Genomic DNA, 19,346 nt, shown 5'->3' on the forward strand with positions numbered 1-19,346 from the left:
CCTGACGGTGGAAATTCCCAAGTACACGGTCAATCACGCCAAGGAAAACCACTGAGCGGGAGTGAGCCAGCGGGCGCTGGGCGTGCGGGTTGCCGCTTTGCCATGCGGGCGCGCCATGAAAAACCCGCGGCGGTTGCCGCGGGTTTTAGCGTGGGGAGCTAGGCGCCGTACGCCGCCATGAAGACCCTCACGGCCTCGCGCAGCAGAGCCTTGTTTTCCCGGGCATCCGGCAGTTCGAGCTTGAGCAGCCCGCGGATATGGCCGGACCCCATGAACATCGACAGGAACAGGTCGGCCGCCTGCAGCGGATTGCCCACCTTCAGCGTGCCCGCCGCGTGTGCCAGGCGCAGGTACGCCGCGAGTTCGCGGTTCACGCGCTCCGGGCCTTCCTGGTAGAGGCCCAGGCAGACTTCCGGCTGTGCACCCGCGACGCCGTACACAGAGCGCAAGGCGCCCAGGGCGTCCTCCCCGCGCGAGAGGGCAAGAAACCGGGCGCCGATCGCCGCCAGCGCCTGCTCAGGCTGGTGCGGGTCCAGCGCTCCTGCGTCCGCGACTCCAGCCATCACCATCGCCGTCCTGTCGCGCACCACGGCATGGAACAGCCCTTCCTTGGAGCCGAAGTTGCTGTACACGGTCATCTTGGAAACACCCGCGTCCGCAGCGATGGCGTCCACGCTGGCGCGCTCCAGACCGTGCGCGTTGAAGTGCTTTTGTGCCGCCTCCAGGATTCGCCTGCCGCGCGCGGGATCGCGTGGTCGTCCGCGTTGCGGCTTGGGATCGGGAACGGAGGGGCGGGCCATTGATTTATTTAATGTACTTGACAGTTCACTATATCGCACGCACATTAATGTACTCGTGAGTATAGTAAATGACGCCAACTCCAGGAGTCGCCATGACGCAACCGACGAAGGACTGCATTTCTCCGCAGGTGACTGCGCGAGACGCAAGGAGCGCGACCGGCTCCGGCGCGCCGACGGCCCAGCCCAAGCAACGCGATGGCATGGTGGGCGGCGCCATTTCTTTGGCCCTGCGCTTTGGGCGGCTGTCATGAGCACGCTTGAACTCAAGGTTCCGCCCCCCGTTGTGGCGCTCGTGCTGGCGCTGTTCATGTGGCTGACGCCAGCCGTCGCGGGCCTGGTGCAGATGCCCCAGCCGGCCCGGGTGATGCTCGCCGTTGTTTTGCTGCTCGTCGGCCAAGGCATCAGCATCGCCGGTATCGTCGCGCTCAGGCGCGCCAAGACCACCATGCACCCGATGAAGGCCAGCCTGGTGTCCTCACTGGTCGTGGATGGCGTGTACCGGTTGACGCGCAACCCCATGTATGTGGGGCTGCTGCTGACCCTGATGGCGTGGGCCGTGTCGCTGGCGAATCCGTTCGCGGCACCGTGGCTTGTGGTGTACGTGCTCTACATCACCCGCTTCCAGATCATTCCAGAAGAACGTCTGCTGGCCTCTTTATTTGGGGCCGAGTACGCGGCTTACCAAGCCCGCGTCAGTCGATGGTGGGCCAGCCCCTTGCCTGTGCGCTTGCGGCCTCAACGGTCCAACGGGCAGCGCTGAGAGGCCCGAGCATGACAAGGAAACCGCATGGCACAGCACAACATTCTTCAGATCGCCGGTGGGAGCGGCTCCAGCGGCGAGCGCCGGGATGCCCTCCAGTCCTGCCATTTCAACGGTCAGTGATGACCGGCCGCGCGGCGTATATCACCACGGCGCGCAATCCCTCACATCCACCACAAGGAGTCCATCATCATGGATGACGTCATCATCATCGGCGGCAGCTTTGCCGGCCTGGCCGCGGCGCTGCAACTCGGCCGCGCGCGCCGAAAGGTCAGCGTTCTCGATACCGGCCTGCCGCGCAATCGCTTTGCCGGCCACTCGCATGGCCTGCTGGGACACGACCACAAGCCGCCGCTGGACATCCTGGCCGAGGCGCGGCGGCAGCTCACGCGCTATCCTTCGGTCAGGCTTATCACTTCGCGCGCCGAGAGCGTTTCCGGCGTGATCGATGATTTCCAGGTCCTCACGGCCGATGGCGAGACTCTCAGGGCGCGGCGCCTGATCCTCAGCTATGGCGTCGTCGACCGGATGCCCGAAGTTCCCGGCTTTGCCGAAAGCTGGGGCTCGGCCATCGTGCCCTGTCCCTACTGCGACGGCTTTGAAGTTGCCGGCCGGCATTGGGGCCTCATCTGGTCCGGCCCGGCGTCGCACAACTATGTCCGGCTGTACCACGACTGGACCGATACGCTGACGGTCTTCGCCAACGGGCACGACATCCCAGCCGCGATCCGGGCCGATCTGGCGCGCCGCAAGATACCTGTCATCGATGGCCGGATCACGGAAATTGCCCGTCACGGCGAACATAGCGCCAGCGTCAAGCTCGATGCCGGCCCCGATATCGCCGTCGACATCCTGTTCGCGCATCCACGCAACCAGCCGTCGTCGGGCCTGCATGGCTCACTGGGGCTGGCGACCGTCGATACGCCGCTGGGCATCGCCATCAAGGTCGACGAGCGCCGCGAAACCAGCACGCCCGGCATCTACGCCGCCGGCGACCTCGCCAACCCCGGCATGCCCTCGGTCACCATGGCAACAGCGCACGGCGCGACGGCGGGAATCTCCGCCCAGCAGTCGATGCTGGTTTGAGACGGCAACGGGAGTTCGAGCGCCGCCTTTGAACGGGCTACACGGGAGCTCTTATGGGTTGCAGCTGGAAGACGGATCGGCGAGGCCGAACAGTGGGTGCAGACCCGCCTGCGCGATCCGGCCTGCACGCCCATCGATCAGCCTTCCATCAGCCGCTCGCACCATCGCGCGGCCCGAGCCAGCAGCCTTTCCACAGGCCGTCTTCGACGGCGCTGTGCATCAGTTGTTCGACGACGCCGTGTACATACTCGGTGGCCAGCGTCAGCTCAAACAGCCGCGATGTGCTGAGGTAGACCGTTCGGATGAGCCTTTCGCCTTCGAGCTCCACCGCATCGAGTTCACCTCGGCGCAGATTCTCATCCATGGCGCATGACGGCAGCACCGCGTAGCCCAGCCCGGCGCGCACCGCGTCGATCAGCAACGCGGGCGCGTTGATCTCCGCCACGACCTGGGGCTTCAATCCCTGGCGCGCCCATTCCCGCTCGATCAGCTCGCGTATGCCGTTGGGGCGGCTGAGCAGGAGCAGGGGAAGGGCGGCCACGTCGGCCAGCGTGCTCGAGCAGCGTCCGGCCAACTGGCCGCGTGCGCCGACCAGCATCAAAGGTTCCGACACCAAGGGCTTCATGCGCAGCCCGGCATCCACGCTGGCATCGAACAGCACGGCCAGATCGAGTTTCCCCTGGGCCAGCATCGACGCCAGCACCGAACTCGGTCCTTCTATCACTTCCAGCCGCACGGACTTGAAATGCGTCCGGACATGCTGCAGCAGCTTGAGTCCGAGCACGGAGGTCACTGTCCATGGCAGGCCAATGGCCACCCGTCCCGCGGGGCCGAGATCTGCCTGGTGGGCAATCAACTGGGTGGCCTCGACCTGCTTGAGTATCAACTGGGCCTGCTTGTAGACCGCCAGCCCGGCCTCCGTCGGCGTCACGCCGCGTACGCTGCGCATCAACAGCTTCTTGCCCAGTTCCTCTTCCAGCCGATTGATCTGCAGGCTCAGCGCCGGCTGGGCCACATGCAGCGACTGCGAGGCGCGGGTCATGCTGCCGATCTCGACGATGCGGGTGAAATACTTCAGTTGTCGCAATTCCAAAGGGGGCGTCTCCAAGGGTTTTCACGGCATACCGTCCATGTATGACGCAAGCTTGCATCGGTATTTTTCATATCCGCGCCAGGCGTTCAGACTTCCGATGAAACAACGGAGACCTAAACGTGAGCGCAAACATCATTGTGGAGCGCGCTGGCCATGTCGCCACCGTCACCATCAACAATCCCGGCAAGCGCAATGCCATGGACCGCTCGATGTGGATCGCACTTGGCGATGCCGTGCTGGAGCTGTCGCAGCAAGCCGACCTGCGCTGCCTTGTATTGCGCGGCGCCGGCACCGAGGCCTTCGCCAGCGGTGCGGATATCGACGAGTTTGCATCCATACGCGCGTCCAAAGAGCAGGGAATCGCCTTTGGCAAGCACGGGCACCGCGCGATGCACGCCGTGCGGGACTGTCCGGTGCCCACCGTGGCGGCGATTCGCGGCGTCTGCGTCGGGGGCGGCCTGGAGCTCGCGGCGGGTTGCGATTTTCGCATCAGCAGCGACGACGGCCGCTTTGGCGTGCCGATTGCCCGGCTCGGGGCGGTGCTGGCCTATCCGGAGCTCGAGGGCCTGGTGCGTCTGGCCGGACCCCAGGTGGCGCTGGAATTGCTGCTCGAAGGGCGCATCCTCGGCGCCGCCGAGGCCTACGCCAAGGGCCTAGTCAACCGCGTCATCCCGGTCGCGGAATACGAGGACGAACTCGCCAAGACCATAGCCCGCATCGTCGCCGGCGCGCCCCTGTCCGCGCGCTGGCACAAGAAGTTCGTGGCCCGGCTGCGCGATGCCCGGCCACTGACCGAAGCCGAGGAGCACGAAGGCTACGCCTGCTACGACACCGAGGATTTCGTCGAGGGCTACCGCAGCTTTCTCGCCAAGCAAGCGCCTCAATTCAAAGGAAAATGATGAACCAGCCATCTCCCAATAATCGACGCAAGGGGCCCCTGGCCGGATTGCGTGTGGTCGAGCTCGCGCATGTCATGGCCGGCCCGGTCGGCGGCCTGCTGCTGGCGGACATGGGCGCCGATGTCGTCAAAGTCGAAAAGCTCCCCGGCGGCGACGACACCCGCCGCACCGTGCCGCCGCAGATCAATGGGGAAGCGGCATCGTTCATGATCCTGAATCGCAACAAGCGCGGGGTCGCGGTGGACTTGAAGACTCCCGAGGGCCGTGACTTCGTCAAGCGCCTCATCGACCAGGCCGACATCGTGCTCGAGAACTACCGGCCCGGCACCATGGAGAAGATGGGCCTGGCGTTCGACAGCTTGCGCCAGAGCAACCCGGGTCTGGTCTATTGCAAGATCACCGGCTTCGGGCTGACAGGGCCTTATGCGCAGCGCGCCGGCTACGACCTCATTTCGCAAGGCATGTCGGGCCTGATGGGGCTGACCGGCGAAGGCCCGGGTCGTCCGCCGGTGAAGGTCGGCGTGCCCGTGGGCGATGTCACTGCGGGCATTCTGGCGGCGACCGGAATCCTCTCCGCCTACATCGAGCGCCTGCGCACCGGCGAAGGCCAATACGTCGACACCTCCTTGCTCGAAGCCTCGCTGGTGCATACCTATTGGCCTGCCGCGCTGGCGTTCGCCACCGGCGAATCAGCCGGCCCCATGGGCTCGGCCCACCCGGTGGCAGCGCCTTATCAGGCCTTTCCCACCCAGGACGGTTGGCTCAATATCGGCGCCATGAGCCAGAGCCTGTGGGTGGGCACCTGCAACGCGCTGGGACTGGCGCAGATGGCCCATGACCCGCGCTTTGCCACCAACGCCGCGCGCATGGCCCACCGCGATGCCATGGTCGACGCCATATCGGGCGCGACGCTCACCCGCAGCACGCAGGAGTGGGTCGAGATCTTCGAGCAGGCGGGCGTGCCTGCCGGCCCGGTCAAGAACATGAAGCAGGTGCTTGACGATCCGCAGACGCGCGCGCGCGACATGGTGATTCGGGTGGAGCATCCCGTGGCCGGGGAGATCGACGCCCTGGGCCTGCCCATCAAGTTCTCGAACGGCAACGGCGTGACCCGCCGCGGCGCGCCGCTGTACGGTCAGCATACCGCCGAAGTGATGCGGGAACTGGGCTATAGGCCCACGGAAATTGCGCGTCTGAACGCCGCCGGCGTGGTGCATGTACCCGCCGCCGAAGAACCTTGCCCCTCCATAACTACCGCCGAGACAACCCCATGAAATCCAGCCTGCCCCCTGTCCGCCGCAGCGTGCTTGTCGCGTGCCTAGCCGCATCTCTGGGCGCCATCGCCTTGCCTGCCCGGGCCGAATGGCCGGAAAAGCCGATTCGCATCGTCGTGCCTTCTTCGCCCGGCGGCAGCGCGGATGTGGTGGCAAGGCTGCTGGGCGACAGACTCACGCGCAGCTGGGGCCAGCCGGTGATCGTCGAGAACAAGGGCGGGGGCGGCGGCAACATCGCCACGGAAAATGTCGCGCGCTCGGCCCCCGACGGCTACACGTTCCTGCTCACGGGAAACAATCACACCGTGAACGTGTCGCTGTTTGCCAGGCCGCCGTACAAGCTGGAGGACTTCGCTCCGGTCATTGAAGTCACGCGCGGCCCTTCGGTCTTCGTGGCGGCCAACACCGCCCCCTTCAAGGATCTGGCCGAGATGATACGCCAGGCCAAGGCCGCTCCCGGCAACCTGGCCTATGGCAGTCCGGGCATGGGCCTGCCCAGCCATATCGCGTTCGAGCTGTTTCAGCGCGAATCGGGCACCCGCTTCGCCCACGCGCCCTACAAGGGCTCGGGGCCGTCCCTGGCCGACGCGGTCGGGGGACAGATTCCGGTGGTCGCATCCACGTTGGCGGCGGCCATGCCGCTGATCAAGGCCGGCAAGCTCAGGCCGCTGGCGGTGACCTCGGCCGAACGCTGGCCCAGCCTGCCCGACGTTCCCACCGTGGCCGAAGTCACTCGCTCGGCATACAGCCATCTCACCTGGCTGGGCATCTTCGCGCCCAAGGCCACGCCGCCGGCCCACATTGCCAAGATGAACGCCGCGATCAACAAGATCCTGCAGGACGCCGAATTCAAGTCCAGCCTGGAGACGCTGGGCACGAATCCGGTGGGCGGCCCGCCTGCAAGCTTCCAGGCAATGATAGACGCCGAATTCCTGACATCGCGCGCCCTGGTGCACAGCGCCAAGCTGCAGGCCAATTGACATGGCCATGTACCGCACGCTGGCCCGCGCCGCCAGCATCGACGACCTGCGCACACTGGCACAGCGCCGCTTGCCGCGCATGGTCTTTGACTACATCGACGGCGCCGCCGGGGAGGAGTCGACCGCGCGGCGCAACCGCAGCGGTTTCCAGCGTTTCCAGCTGCGCCCCGAGATCCTGATCGACCTGTCCAAGCGCAGCCTGGCCACCTCGGTGCTCGGCCAGCCGCTGGCCATGCCGTTGGTGATAGGCCCGACGGGCATGAATGGCGCCTACTGGCCGCAGGGCGACCTTTGCCTGGCGCGCGCAGCCAAGGCCGCGAACATACCCTTTGTCATGAGCACCGCGGCCACCGTCAAGCTGGCGACGCTGGTCGAAGCCGCGGGACCGCTGCGCTGGTTCCAGCTCTATATGCTGCGCGACCGCGGCCTGGCTCAGGCGCTGCTCGAGCGCGTCCATGCCGCGGGCTTCGAAGTGCTGCAGTTGACGGTGGACACCGCGGTCACGGGCCGGCGCAACCGCGATGTGCGCAACGGCTTCACGCTGCCGTTTCGCTGGTCCGCCCGCAAGCTGATCGACACGGCGCGCCGTCCCTCCTGGGCCCTGCAGATGCTGCGCAGCGGATCACCGACGCTGCAGTTGTTCGCGGAAGTCGTCGGGCCGATACAGCCCGGCAGCACCATCACCGAGGTCGTCCAGCGCCAGATCAGTGACGCCTTCACCTGGCGCGATCTCGACTGGCTGCGTGCATGCTGGCCAGGAAAACTGGTGCTCAAGGGGGTGTCGCAAGCCGCGCATGTCCACCAGGCGCTTGCGGCCGGCGTCGATGGCGTCGTGGTGTCCAACCATGGCGGGCGCCAGCTGGACGGGGCCGGGTCCACCATCGAACAGCTGCCGCGCATCGCCGAAGCCGCGGACGGGCGCATGGCGGTGCTGATCGACAGCGGATTTCGCCATGGGGCCGACATTGCCAAGGCCATTGCGCTGGGCGCCGATGCCGTGCAGTTGGGGCGCCCCACGCTGTACGGCCTGGCGGCGGCAGGCGAAGCCGGCGTGCGCCATGCCCTGCATATCCTGGCGGCTGAGCTCGAGGTCGCCATGGCGTTGAGCGGTGCCAGCAATGTAGGGCAACTGCGCGGACGCGTTGACTGCTGACCTGCCCGCGGCGGGTGCGGCAGGCGCATGGGCGGATGGGTGCAGGCACCGAGCCCGCCCCGCTACTGGGAGTTGAGATGTTGGCAACGGCCTCGGAAGCCGCTGTATTTACAGACGTGTTGCGCCTGGGTCAGCGCCAGCGGCGCCGCCGTATCGATCTCGCGAGGCCACACGCCAAAGCCGTCGTGCACCAGCATCTTGATGCGCGTGGCCCGGACGTTGGCAAACAAACAGCCGTGATGGGCGTGAGCGCAGCCGAGCGCATGCCCCACATGGGCGAGCAGGCGCTCCGTGCCCGAGCGCATGTCCACCGGCGCCGCACACAGCCAGAGGGCGTCAATGCGGATCATCGCAAGACCTCGCGCAGCCGCGCTGCGCAGTCCGCTGCGGCGCTGACGGGCCACGTCACGCTGGCGCCCAACGTTCCATATTTGAACTCAAGCGCGATCGTCTCCGACGTGGGGCTGGGAGGACTCGCTGGCGGGGCAGGCGCCGGTAACATTGCCGATGCGACGGTCAACTCGATGAAGCGGGGCGGTGCTTCGGCAATGCCCAACGAAGGCACACCTAGAGCCTTCGGAGCGCCACGGCCGCGGCGCCACTGATGCACCAGGTTGTCGTTCAACTTGAATGCCAGGGCCACTGCCGCAATCGACGCTCCGGGCTCGGCGCATGCTACCAGGACGTCGGCCTTGAACGCTGCGCTGTGACGGCGCCGTTGCTTCGGTTTGACTTGCATTTTTCTGTCCGGCTAACTTAGGGGGACAGCAGGGTCTATTCCTTAGCCTGCGGCTTCAAGTTGGTTCAACCGGTCGCTTACGCTGTTGGCTTCAATCACGTCACTCATATTGCCTGAGGTGCCGCTCACTCTGTGCACCAGGACCGAGTCGGCATCGACTGCGATGTGGGCCTTCATGCCAAAGAACCACTGGTTGGCTTTCTAGCTTTGCTTCATCTCGGGGTCGCGTTCGCCAGATGCATTCTAGGTCGAGCTGGGAGCTGTAAATCAGCGTTGCATCCACTGTTGTGCCGGCGCGCAGCTGGAGGCCCTTGGCACCCAATAACTCGGTGACCAGCGCGAGGATCTGCGGGGCCAGCTTGAGTTACTCCAGCAGCCGACGGCAACCAAGAATCGTCGTTTCGTCGGGCCCTGCCGTATTCCCATGGAGCCCTGCAAACTGCCGGAACAGCGGCATGTCGTGCAGCGCCTCTTCCATCGGCGGATTGCTCAGCTTGCACCATTGCTGCATAAAGTGCGCGCGCAGCATGGTTTCCATGGCAAATAGTGGCCGCCAGCGCCGGCTTTCAGGCGCGTAGGGCGTGATCAGGGCAACCAATGCAGCCCACGCAACCACGCGTTCCAACGCGTCAAGCAATTCACGCTTGCGTCTGCGTTTCGTCGTCAAGTTCAGACCCAGGTCGGCTTGACTCATTGCGCGATTCTCTCAGCGTATCGGTCACATGAAGCACATTGCAGGCCGAGTCGTGCAGAGTTTCCCTGGCGCTGTGCGAAGTCAACGACCGTCTGCCCTTGTGCAGCCCAGCAGCCCAGCAGCCCAGCAGCCCAGCAGCCCCGCCGACCGCATCTGAGCCGATTCGCCGGGCGACCAGTTGTTTGAGCAGCGCATCGCCCGCAGCGATGCTGTGCGCAAGAGCGTTACTGTCATTTCGTTCGACACCCCTACGCCGTGGCCGGCATTCTGGACATTCTTGCTGGTATCCCGCCCTGTGCGCGCCCTGGCCCAGCACTAAACCCAGAGTGCTGCAACCGTATCTCGCTGCCTGAAACGATTGACGCTACTATTAACGTTTGTTACCCGTTTGTGCATCGTTCTCAATGCACTGACATTCGTACCCTGACCTACTGGAGCGCGTCGCCATGGCAGATACCACCGCCCCCCGTGGCGCCCTGTTGCCCACCCCCGTCTTCACCACACCGGTGCCCAACCCCTATGGTCTGACCAACGGCAGCAACTATGCCAACGCCAGTTTTGTCGACATTGATGGTGATGGCGACTTGGACGCGTTTATCGGTGCAACCGCTGGTGAAATACGCTTTTACCGCAACACCGGCAGCTCTAGCAGTCCCGCTTTTTCCGCTCCTGAAGTCAATCCCTTTGGCCTGCTAGACAGTGGTTCATTTTCCAGCCCCAACTTTGTGGACATTGATGGCGATGGAGATCTAGATGCGCTGATTGGCTACCGCGACGGCATCACCAGGCTTCAACTGAACACGGGCACATCCAGCATCCCCGCCTTCGACCCGACTGCCGCTGCCAATCCTTTTGGCCTCGCTGATGTAGGCAATTCAGCCATGCCCAGTTTTGTGGATATTGATGCTGACGGTGACCTGGACGCCTTCATTGGCAACGGTGATGGCAACACGCTGGTTTTTCTGAACATCGGTACAGCTGGCACGGCTGCTTTTTCCGCACCGCTCACAAATCCCTACGGATTGGACGACGTAGGCGATTACGCCAATGTCAATCTGACTGACATTGACGCCGATGGTGACCTGGATGTGTTTATTGGCGAGTTTCTGGGTAACACCTATTTTTTCCAGAATACCGGCACGGCCAGCAGTCCAGCTTTTGGCGCGCGTGTGACCAATCCCTTTGGCTTGACCGATGTGGGAGAATCGTCAAGCGCCAATTTTGTGGACATTGATCGTGATGGCGATCTGGATGCCCTGCTGGGCAATCGCTATGGCAACACCCAAGTGTATATCAACAGTGCTAACCCGGTGGCACCAGTCACATCCGCCACGGCCAATGGCACTTACGGCGTGGGCACAGTCATCGCTGTGACGGTCGAGTTCAACGAAAACGTGCTGGTCAACACAGTTGGCGGCACACCCACGCTGCTGTTGGAGACTGGCACCACCGACCGCAATGCCGTCTACGTCTCTGGCACTGGGACCAAGGCCCTGACCTTCAACTACACCGTTCAGGCAGGTGACAGCAGCGCCGACCTGACCCAGCAAAGCGCCAGTGCGCTGGTGCTGAATGGCGGCACCATCAAAGACGCGGCTGGCAATGACGCCATCCTCACCCTGGCAGAACCCTCAGCCTCTGGCTCGCTGGGTGCCACCACCGACATCGTCATCGATACCGCTGCGCCGACCAATACAGTGGCTACCGCCGCCTTCTCGGCAGACACTGGGACGTCCGATACCGACTTCATCACCAATGCTCCGGCGCAGACCATCAGCGGCACGCTGGGGTCTAATCTGGCCGCGGGTGAGAACGTTTACGTATCGCTCAATAACGGCAGTTCCTGGACGCTTGCTGTTACATCAACCGGTGCAAACACCTGGTCTCTGGCCGGTAGGACTCTGACTGGCAGCGATACGCTTGTGGTTCGAGTGACCGATGAGGCCGGTAACAATGGAACCGCCTACATGCGAGCCTATGTGCTCGATACCACCGACCCCACTACTTCGATCGCCAGTGTTAGCTTCTCAGTTGATAGCGGCGCCTCGTCCAGTGACTTTATTACCAAGACTGCGGCGCAAACCGTCAGCGGAACCTTGTCGGCCAGTTTGGTCGCTGGAGAATCTGTGCTGGTTTCTCTCGACAACGGCGGCAGTTGGAACACAGCCTCTGCCACCGTCGGCCAGAGCACTTGGTCGCTGGCTGGCCTCACACTCAGCGTCAGCGACACCCTGCTGGTCAAAGTGGCTGACGCCGCTGGTAACGATGGCTCCGTGTTGAGCCAGGTATATACCTTTGATACATTGGAGCCTGTAGCCCCTTCAGCCCCGGACATGACGGCGGGTAGCGACACGGGTGTGTCCTCATCTGACAACATCACATCCCATACCGCCCCCACCCTTACCGGTGTGGCCGAAGCCGACAGCAGCGTCACCCTGTATGACACGGATGGCGCAACAGTGCTGGGTATCACGACTGCCGATGGCTCAGGCAACTGGTCCATCACCAGCACCACCCTGGCAGAGGGCTCGCACACTCTGACCGCCAAGGCCACTGACGTGGCGGGCAATGTCAGTGTGGCCTCCGCAGGCCTGAGCCTGACCATCGACAACACGGCCCCGACTCTCGCCATTACGAGCGATGTGCCGACGCTTAAAGCCGCAGAGACAGCGACCATCACCTTCACGTTCAGCGAAGACCCCGGCGCTTCGTTCACCTGGAATGGTAGTGTTGGCGATGTGGTGGTCACAGGAGGCACACTTGGCGCCATTGGTGGTTCCGGTCTTACCCGCACAGCCACCTTCACGCCCACGACTGACACCAACAACGGCACCGCCACCGTGACGGTGGCTGCGGGCAGCTTCGCGGATTCCGCGGGCAATAACGGCGCTGCGGCCACCCTGACCCCCTCGATCACCTTCGACACACAGGCACCGGCAGTGCCGTCTGCACCGGACATGGTCGCTAGCAGCGACTCGGGCGCCTCTGACGCGGACAACAACACCTCGCAGGCCATGCCCACTTTCAACGGCACGGCCGAAGTGGGCAGCACTGTCACCCTTTACGACACTGATGGCATTGCAGTGCTGGGCACAGATACCGCCGATGGCTCAGGCAACTGGTCCATCACCAGCACCACCCTGGCAGAGGGCTCGCACACTCTGACCGCCAAGGCCACTGACGTGGCGGGCAACATCAGCGCTGCCTCAGCCTCCCTGGGCCTGACCATTGACACCACGGTCCCGACCTTCGCCAGCGCCACAGTCAACGGCACTCAACTGGTTCTGACTTACACAGAAGCCGGCACCCTGGATGCGGTCAACGTGCCTGCTGCCGGAGACTTCCAAGTTGAAGTCGGCGGTACCCCGCGTACAGTCACAGGTGTGGCAATCAACGCGGCAGCCAAGACCGTGACCCTGACGCTGAGCGCGGCCGTCAGTGGAGGCCAAGTGGTCACCGTTGCGTACATGGACCCATCTGTTGGCAACGACGTCGACGCCATCCAGGACGCTGCAGGCAACGACGTAGAGAGCTTTGGCGCCACGGCGGCGACCAACCTCACACTTACGCCGCCCCCACCAGCCCCACCAGCCCCACCGCCTGCGCCCCCACCAGCCCCCGCCCCTATGGTCGACGGCGTGCCCGTGGTCACCAGCCGCGGTGAAGGCGGCACCACCATTGTCACCATTCCCGTGGTACTGCGCACGCGAATAGACGATCCGGACACCCCCAACAGTGATCTGGCCGACATCCCGCTGGTGACAGCTCCCGACGGACGCCCCATCGTGCAGGTCAGTGTTCCCGTAGGCGTGGGCCTGCAGGCCCAAGGCCTGCCCAAACCTGTCAGCGGCGAGGCAGCCCTGGCGGAGCTGGGCCTGCGGATCGAGCGCATCGCAGGAGATGATGCAGAGCTGACCAACAGCGGCCAAGTCTTCCATGCCAGCATGGACCCCAACGAACCTCTCGTTGTACAGGTCATCACCGCCACACCTGGCGCGGGCTTCAACCCGGACACGCCGTTTGTGATCAGCGGAAGCACGAACCCGGCAGACGGTAAACAAGCCGTCATTCTGGATGCCCGGGCCCTGCCCAGCGGCACCCTGGTTCAGATCGACAGCGTGGACTTTGTCGCCGTCGTGGGCGCTGTGCGCATCATTGGAGGTGCGGGCCAGAACATTGCTGCGGGCGACGGTGCGGACCAATGGATCGTGCTGGGCGCAGACGATGATGTCATCCACGGCGGCGGCGGCCACGACGTTGTAGCCGGCAAGGGCGGTAACGACCGCCTCTTTGGCGACGACGGCCATGACGCCATCGTAGGAGGCACAGGAGACGACCACCTGGAGGGCGGCGCAGGCAACGACGTTCTGCAAGGCGGCGTCAGCGACTCAGGCACCTGGACGGCTTCACGGGGCGCCGACGGATTGCTGCACATCGACTACAGCGCGACCTATGGACTGCTCACCGACGTGCAACGGGCCACCATCTCAGGCACGTGGAGCGGCGAAGTTCAGGACGCACGCACAACGCTGGCCTATCAGGACGCAAGCGTGCTGGAGGTCATCAGCCTGCTGCACCAGGGCCTGGTGGGATCGCTTCCCACACTGCACACAATGAACGATCTGTCTGCACTGGGCTGGAGCCGAGCCCAGGCGTTCGAAGCCGCCTGGAGTTGGTATGAGAGCAGCCTGCCAGCAGGGGCTAGTACGCGAGACAAGGTGGCCAGCCTGTTCAGCCAGACCTGGGGTCCAGCACAAGCCAGCGAGGAGAACGTCCAGATCGGCTTGGCCTATCTAGCCCAGGGGGGCACCTGGGCCGCAGGGCTGGAGTATCTGGTCACCCACGCCAACGTGCGCGATCTGATTACCAACGAAGGCAGGTTGAACCTCACGCAGGCGAGCGCATTGGGGGAGCTAGGCTGGGGGGCAGACAGTGGCAACGATACCTTGCTGGGCGGGACAGGCAACGACGTGCTGATTGGGGGCAACGGCAACGACATCCTGGACGGAGGGGACGGCGCCGACATGGCGGTCTTCTTTGGATCGGTGCAGCAAATGGGCCTAAAGCTCAGAGCCAGTACGGCCAGCGATGCCGCGCCAGGCCAGCAAGAGCTGGTGTTGCGTCACAACCTCTCGGGAGAGGAGGACATCCTCAGGAGCGTGGAGCTGCTGCAGATTGGTGGGCAAGCGTACCGGCTGGAGCTGCAGGGGCTGAAGCCAGAACAAGGGCCGGGGCAGGAGGATGGCTATCAGGCGTTGGCAGGGTATGTGCGGGTGATGGATGCCCAGGAGCTGGTGCTGATGGGGCTGCCCAGCTTCTGACCGGGAACGTGAGCAAGGCCTTGGCGAGCGCCGGAGCATTGGGGCAAGTGGGCGGGCGTGGCATTGCAGCCGGAGCGCCTTTGCGTCCCACTTCATGGTCAACACCAGAACATCGGCTGCCAAGGCTGCAGCGTCCCGGGGACGAAACCGGGTGAGCAATTCAAGGAACTACACCGGGTAGAGCAGCCAGCGCAGCGCAGAGTTCATGCGGCCATCAGATGTTGTCGTCAAAGGTGCCCAGGCTGGCCACCTGGACTATGGTGAGCCGAGTGTCAGGTATGGCCGCAAGGCGCACATCATGGCGCAAGAATTTTCGAGGCGATTGGGTCTTGCGCAGCCAGGGTTTGTACGCCCTGCTGCGCCAGAAAACGCTTGAGTTCCCGCACCATGCGTTTGGCGATGCCCTGGCGTCGCAGGGGCGGCGCTACCATCAACGACACCAGCGCCGCTCCACCATCTGCTTGCCGTTCGGCAATGGCCAGGCCCACCATGGTGCCATCGGCCATGGCCGAGACGGCCAGCAGTTCGCCAGCCAACTTTGCCAGTGCCGCTGCGCCAGGTGCCAAACTGGGGAAGGTCATCGCTGCATAAGGGGCCAGAGTGTGCGGCGTTAGTTGAAACACTTGCTGGTAGCGAATCGGCAAAGCGTTTTTTACGGCGGTATTTGTACCGGGCGTGGCTTGTTCTGCCAGCGCTAACGGCAAGCCAAACACTGGTGGCGGGTTGGCTTGGTGCGGATTGCCGCTGGGCGCTTTCGGGCGGATCGTGGTGAGCTGGGAGTGGCCGGGCAGTTTGACCAGGCAATGGATGTCTTCTTTTTGCAGGCCCAGCGCACGCGGCTGTTGTGCACCCGGCAATACCACCACATCAAACAATTCGTCAATTGGCTCGGGTAAATCCAGGCTGTGAACGATCTGGCCGGTGGCTAAATCAATCACTCGCAGGCCGCAGCAACCTCCTGGCAGCCCCAGGTCTTGGAGCTTTTGCTCAAGCGGTAAACCGGTAAATTGCGGTGAGCGCAGTTTTGACAAACCCACTACGGCATAGCCTGGTTCGCCATCCACAGCACCACCCACGAAAGCCAATCCGCGCGCAAAGCCGGGCATAAAGCAAAACGGCGTGAATTGGTCGCCCGCTTGTTTGCTGCTGTCAAGCCAGCCCAGCTCACCGGTACCTGAATTGAGCAGCCACAACTTGCCCTGGTGCCAGCGCGGCGAATGTGGCATCGCCAAGCCGCTGGCTACCACCGTGTTGGAAGGGACGTGCAACACCACGCCGCCGCCTGATCGAGCCTCACGCCAGCCCGCTGGCGTGTCCAGCGTACCGCAGGCCGTTACCCATGTGGGAGCCCCGCCGCGCAGCGCGACCCCGTTCAAATGGCAGCGGTCGTCAGCCGACAATTTGGAGACGAAAGATGGCTTCCAGGTGGGCACAAAGCTGCTGCCTTGCCCCAAGGTGGCCAAGCAACTGAAGGCGGTGTTTACGAACAGCGGTTGCGCCGTTCCTTCTGCGTGAGGCAGCAAAACAATCTCATGCGCATTGACCTCTCCCGTGGTGTAGCAAACGGCTGGTACATACAGGCGGTCGCCGCCCTCATGGCGTTGACCGGGCTCCAGTAGATTGTCAAAACGCCATATCTGGCTGCGCCCGGCCATCCACAGGCTGTGGCCTTGCGCGCCGTCTTCCACATACAGGCCCATCGGCCGGTCAAACAAGCGCTCGTGCAGCTTGAGCTTTCCAGTATCAGAGCGGCCCATAAAAATCAGCCGGTTGGCGCGGTAGGTTGAAAACGCCAAAGCGACGTCATGCGTTTTAAGCCAAGCGGCAAACGCGTATGGGTCACTGACGGATGCGGTTGGAGTCGAATTAGGCATGGTTTCGGTGGCCGATGGGTTGGTGGACGACGTGGGTTCAAGAGCAACGATGTGCGGCTCCAAAAATCTTCAAGACTGCTGATACACATGGCGGTGTAAAACAACAGCGAACGCGTTCCTGCGTTCGCAAAAGCTGGCGCATTTGCGTGAGTTTAAGTGGCACAGGCCAAGCTTCCAAGGCAGTTGCTCCACACCAAATGGAAGGCCTCAATGACTGACGTCTCGCCCATATCCGGCCATTTCTAAAACTGGAGCTGGACTACTTTCCAGTTGTTGATCTGACCACTTTATGGCGAACGCGCTTGGGGTCAGGTGGTCAGGCCATCTTTGCCAATGTGTTCCATCGGCTGGCGACGGAATGGAACGACTATCGCGCCGAGGTGAACAACTATCTGGTCGACGACTACCGTGTTGCCGCCTTAGGCACATTGCCGGCCGCGGCGTTGGCGTTGTAGATCTCGGGCCGATATATCTTCTGATAGCTCTCCATGGTGCTGATGGTAGTTATCAGCTCGAGAGGCGTGTAATCGTTGAGCAGGTCGCCATCAAAATAGAAAGCCAGCGGCGCCACGCCGTTGGGCGGCAGGAAAAAGCGCACCTGCAGCCCCATCCTTTCAAGGTAGCGGTCGGTCGAGGAGCTTTCATTTTGCAGCTACTCGACTCCCAGTACCGGGTGCTGGTTTGCGCTGCGCCTGTAGATCTTGCTGGTCGAGGCGCTGATGCAGATGACGGGGCGGCTTGTGAAAGCGCTGCTGGTAGGTGTGCGAATGGGAAAACTGCTTGAACAGCTTTCCATGCAGCGCGCCGAAATCCTCGGGCGTGCCGAATTCAGCTCGATTGGCGTTGTATTCGGGAAGCAGTATGCTGCGATCGTAATCGCGCAGGTAGGAGGAGAAGTTGTTTCCCGCGATCCCTTCGATGCGTTGCTCGGTCTTCCTGTCGAGAATGCTTGGCTGGAGTATCTCGATCAGCGGAAAGGCCGCATGTCTTTCGCCGAAAGACTCAACTCCACCGAGATGATCTCGAGTGCAACGCAACAGCGATCGCGGCTTGGATTGTCCCAATGCGCGAGGTCGTTGAAGCGGTTGTCTATCATCTTCAGCGTGTGGCGCAGATTCTGTTGCCGGCTTTTTCCGCGTGCCAGGTTGGCAAAGTTGGTGGTGATGCGCGTGCTGTCCGATGGCTGGTAGTTTTCATCGAAACAAAGGCTCTTGAGGCTGAAGCGGAATTCCGCGTGCCTGGCGATAGGCTCACTGGATCTTCTTGCGGTGAAAGACAAATAGGGTGGGCGGGGCGTTGCAGGCCGCCGGAATCTGCTGCCAAGCACAGGGGACTTGTCATTTTTTCTTTCCTATCGATGGATGCATACGGTGGTCGGACTGCGGCGACGGCAGCAGGCAAACAGTAGGGTGAGATGCTATGCATTGGGATCAATGAGGTAAAATGGTCTTATTTCATGAATCGATGAATGTGAATCATCTGAACGCTTGAGCGCATCCACCTATCCATCGTTCAGCAGGTCGAGAAGCAAGGGTCGCTGACGGCGGCCGCGGGCGTGGTGCATCTGACCCAGTCGGCGCTGAGCCACAGCATGAAGAAGCTCGAGCAGCAGCTGGGCACCGACGTCTGGCTGCGCGAGGGCCGAAGCCTGCGCCTGACGCAGGCCGGACAGTACCTGCTGGCGGTGGCCAACCGGGTGCTGCCGCAGCTGGACCTGGCCGAGCAGCGTCTGGGCCAATTTGCACAGTGCGAGCGCGGTGCGCTGCGCATAGGCATGGAGTGCCACCCCTGCTACCAGTGGCTGCTGAAGATCGTCGCGCCCTATCTGTCCGCCTGGCCCGACGTCGAGGTGGACGTCAAGCAGAAGTTCCAGTTTGGCGGCATAGGCGCGCTGTTCGGCTACGAGATCGACCTGCTGGTCACGCCCGATCCGCTGTTCAAGCCGGGGCTGAGGTTCGAGCCGGTGTATGACTACGAGCAGGTGCTGGTCGTGGCCAAGGGCCATGCGCTGGCTTCTGCGGCCTATGTCAAGCCGCAGCAACTGAGCCAGGAAGTGCTCATCAGCTATCCTGTGGACATCGAGCGCCTGGACATCTACAACCAGTTCCTGCTGCCAGCCGGTGTCACGCCCAGACGCCACAAAGCCATAGAAACCACCGACATCATGCTGCAGATGGTGGCCAGCGGCCGCGGCGTGGCCGCGCTGCCGCGCTGGCTGGTCGAGGAATACGCGGCCAAGATGGACGTGGTGCCGGTGCGCCTGGGCGCGCGCGGCATCGCCAAGCAGATCTTCCTGGGAGTACGCGAGGCGGACACCGCCATCGACTATTTGCGGGCCTTCATCGAACTGGCGCGCAAGGCCTGAGCATGGCCGGGCTGCGCGGATTTCCAGGCGTTGACGGACCAGGGCAACAGGCTGATCGCATGCCGCAATCAGCCATCCCTGCGGCAGTGGCTTGCTCGGCAATCGCGCCGCCCAAGCCTTGCGCATCTGATTTCTTGCTGGTTCGACATTTCAATCCCGGGCAGGGTCACAGCGCCAAGGTGCGGATGATGTCGCAAAGGGTCTACGGCAGCCGGATCTGGCACACCTGAGCTTCACGCCGCCCGGGTTCACCAGTCTCAGCGTACGCTTGATCCCGGGCAGCGTATGTTCGCCGTCCTAAGACCAGC

Annotated in this window: 14 protein-coding genes and 2 pseudogenes; 9 read left to right on the forward strand and 7 right to left on the reverse strand. The window is 63.2% G+C overall.

What is annotated here, in order from left to right; all coding sequences use genetic code 11:
* Window positions 1-158: 158 nt before the first annotated feature.
* Window positions 159-800, reverse strand: a complete 642-nt coding sequence (locus RR928_RS08815; RefSeq protein WP_332538088.1) for a TetR/AcrR family transcriptional regulator — start codon at window positions 798-800, stop codon at window positions 159-161.
* Window positions 801-892: 92 nt separating this feature from the next.
* Between RR928_RS08815 and RR928_RS08820 the strand changes: the two genes are divergently transcribed.
* The 3 genes from RR928_RS08820 to RR928_RS08830 all read left to right on the forward strand — a co-directional run bounded on the left by RR928_RS08820 (window position 893) and on the right by RR928_RS08830 (window position 2,646).
* Complete coding sequence (locus RR928_RS08820; RefSeq protein ID WP_332538087.1) at window positions 893-1,051, forward strand: hypothetical protein; 159 nt, start codon at window positions 893-895, stop codon at window positions 1,049-1,051.
* Window positions 1,048-1,560 (forward strand): methyltransferase family protein, encoded by a 513-nt coding sequence (locus RR928_RS08825; protein ID WP_332538086.1) that lies wholly within the window; start codon window positions 1,048-1,050, stop codon window positions 1,558-1,560. Before RR928_RS08820 ends, RR928_RS08825 begins: the two co-directional genes overlap by 4 nt.
* Window positions 1,561-1,752: 192 nt before the next feature.
* Window positions 1,753-2,646, forward strand: a complete 894-nt coding sequence (locus tag RR928_RS08830; RefSeq protein WP_332538085.1) for an NAD(P)/FAD-dependent oxidoreductase — start codon at window positions 1,753-1,755, stop codon at window positions 2,644-2,646.
* A gap of 148 nt (window positions 2,647-2,794) precedes the next feature.
* Here RR928_RS08830 and RR928_RS08835 read toward each other — a convergent pair whose 3' ends face one another.
* Window positions 2,795-3,754 (reverse strand): LysR substrate-binding domain-containing protein, encoded by a 960-nt coding sequence (locus RR928_RS08835; protein ID WP_332682215.1) that lies wholly within the window; start codon window positions 3,752-3,754, stop codon window positions 2,795-2,797.
* 104 nt (window positions 3,755-3,858) lie between these two features.
* On the opposite strand from RR928_RS08835, the gene RR928_RS08840 reads away from it, so the two are divergent.
* Genes RR928_RS08840 through RR928_RS08855 form a run of 4 tightly spaced genes read left to right on the forward strand, consistent with a single transcriptional unit; the run spans window position 3,859 to window position 8,045 of the window.
* The gene (locus tag RR928_RS08840) at window positions 3,859-4,638 is read left to right on the forward strand and encodes an enoyl-CoA hydratase/isomerase family protein (RefSeq protein ID WP_332538082.1); all 780 of its coding nucleotides are present in this window, start codon (window positions 3,859-3,861) and stop codon (window positions 4,636-4,638) included.
* Window positions 4,638-5,912: a CaiB/BaiF CoA transferase family protein gene (locus tag RR928_RS08845; protein WP_332538081.1), complete on the forward strand. Its 1,275-nt coding sequence runs from the start codon at window positions 4,638-4,640 to the stop codon at window positions 5,910-5,912. Before RR928_RS08840 ends, RR928_RS08845 begins: the two co-directional genes overlap by 1 nt.
* Window positions 5,909-6,892 carry a Bug family tripartite tricarboxylate transporter substrate binding protein gene (locus tag RR928_RS08850; protein WP_332538080.1) on the forward strand — a complete coding sequence of 328 codons (984 nt, stop codon included), beginning with the start codon at window positions 5,909-5,911 and terminating at the stop codon, window positions 6,890-6,892. Before RR928_RS08845 ends, RR928_RS08850 begins: the two co-directional genes overlap by 4 nt.
* Window position 6,893: 1 nt before the next feature.
* Entirely contained in the window at window positions 6,894-8,045 is a 1,152-nt protein-coding gene (locus RR928_RS08855; protein ID WP_332538079.1) for an alpha-hydroxy acid oxidase, read from the forward strand.
* 62 nt (window positions 8,046-8,107) lie between these two features.
* Here the strand turns inward: RR928_RS08855 and tnpB are convergent, their stop codons facing one another.
* The 3 genes and pseudogenes from tnpB to RR928_RS08870 form a co-directional block, all read right to left on the reverse strand.
* Window positions 8,108-8,395, reverse strand: coding sequence for an IS66 family insertion sequence element accessory protein TnpB (gene tnpB, locus RR928_RS08860; protein ID WP_332538078.1), 288 nt, complete (start codon window positions 8,393-8,395; stop codon window positions 8,108-8,110).
* Window positions 8,392-8,784, reverse strand: a complete 393-nt coding sequence (locus RR928_RS08865) for a transposase (protein WP_332538077.1) — start codon at window positions 8,782-8,784, stop codon at window positions 8,392-8,394. Before RR928_RS08865 ends, tnpB begins: the two co-directional genes overlap by 4 nt.
* A 78-nt stretch (window positions 8,785-8,862) precedes the next feature.
* Window positions 8,863-9,478 (reverse strand): annotated as a pseudogene (locus tag RR928_RS08870) (IS5 family transposase); the annotation flags it as partial.
* Window positions 9,479-9,924: 446 nt separating this feature from the next.
* Here RR928_RS08870 and RR928_RS08875 point away from each other — a divergent pair.
* Window positions 9,925-14,799: an Ig-like domain-containing protein gene (locus RR928_RS08875; protein WP_332538076.1), complete on the forward strand. Its 4,875-nt coding sequence runs from the start codon at window positions 9,925-9,927 to the stop codon at window positions 14,797-14,799.
* Window positions 14,800-15,095: 296 nt separating this feature from the next.
* Here RR928_RS08875 and RR928_RS08880 read toward each other — a convergent pair whose 3' ends face one another.
* The gene (locus RR928_RS08880; RefSeq protein ID WP_332538075.1) at window positions 15,096-16,736 is read right to left on the reverse strand and encodes a TIGR03032 family protein; all 1,641 of its coding nucleotides are present in this window, start codon (window positions 16,734-16,736) and stop codon (window positions 15,096-15,098) included.
* Window positions 16,737-17,097: 361 nt separating this feature from the next.
* Window positions 17,098-17,919: pseudogene (locus tag RR928_RS08885) on the reverse strand (putative oxygenase MesX); the annotation flags it as partial.
* A gap of 249 nt (window positions 17,920-18,168) precedes the next feature.
* Here RR928_RS08885 and RR928_RS08890 point away from each other — a divergent pair.
* On the forward strand, window positions 18,169-19,038 hold the full coding sequence (locus RR928_RS08890; protein WP_332682242.1) for a LysR family transcriptional regulator: 870 nt from the start codon (window positions 18,169-18,171) through the stop codon (window positions 19,036-19,038).
* Window positions 19,039-19,346: the final 308 nt, after the last annotated feature.

Source organism: Comamonas sp. (assembly GCF_036666375.1).
Classification (GTDB): Bacteria; Pseudomonadota; Gammaproteobacteria; order Burkholderiales; family Burkholderiaceae_C; genus Comamonas.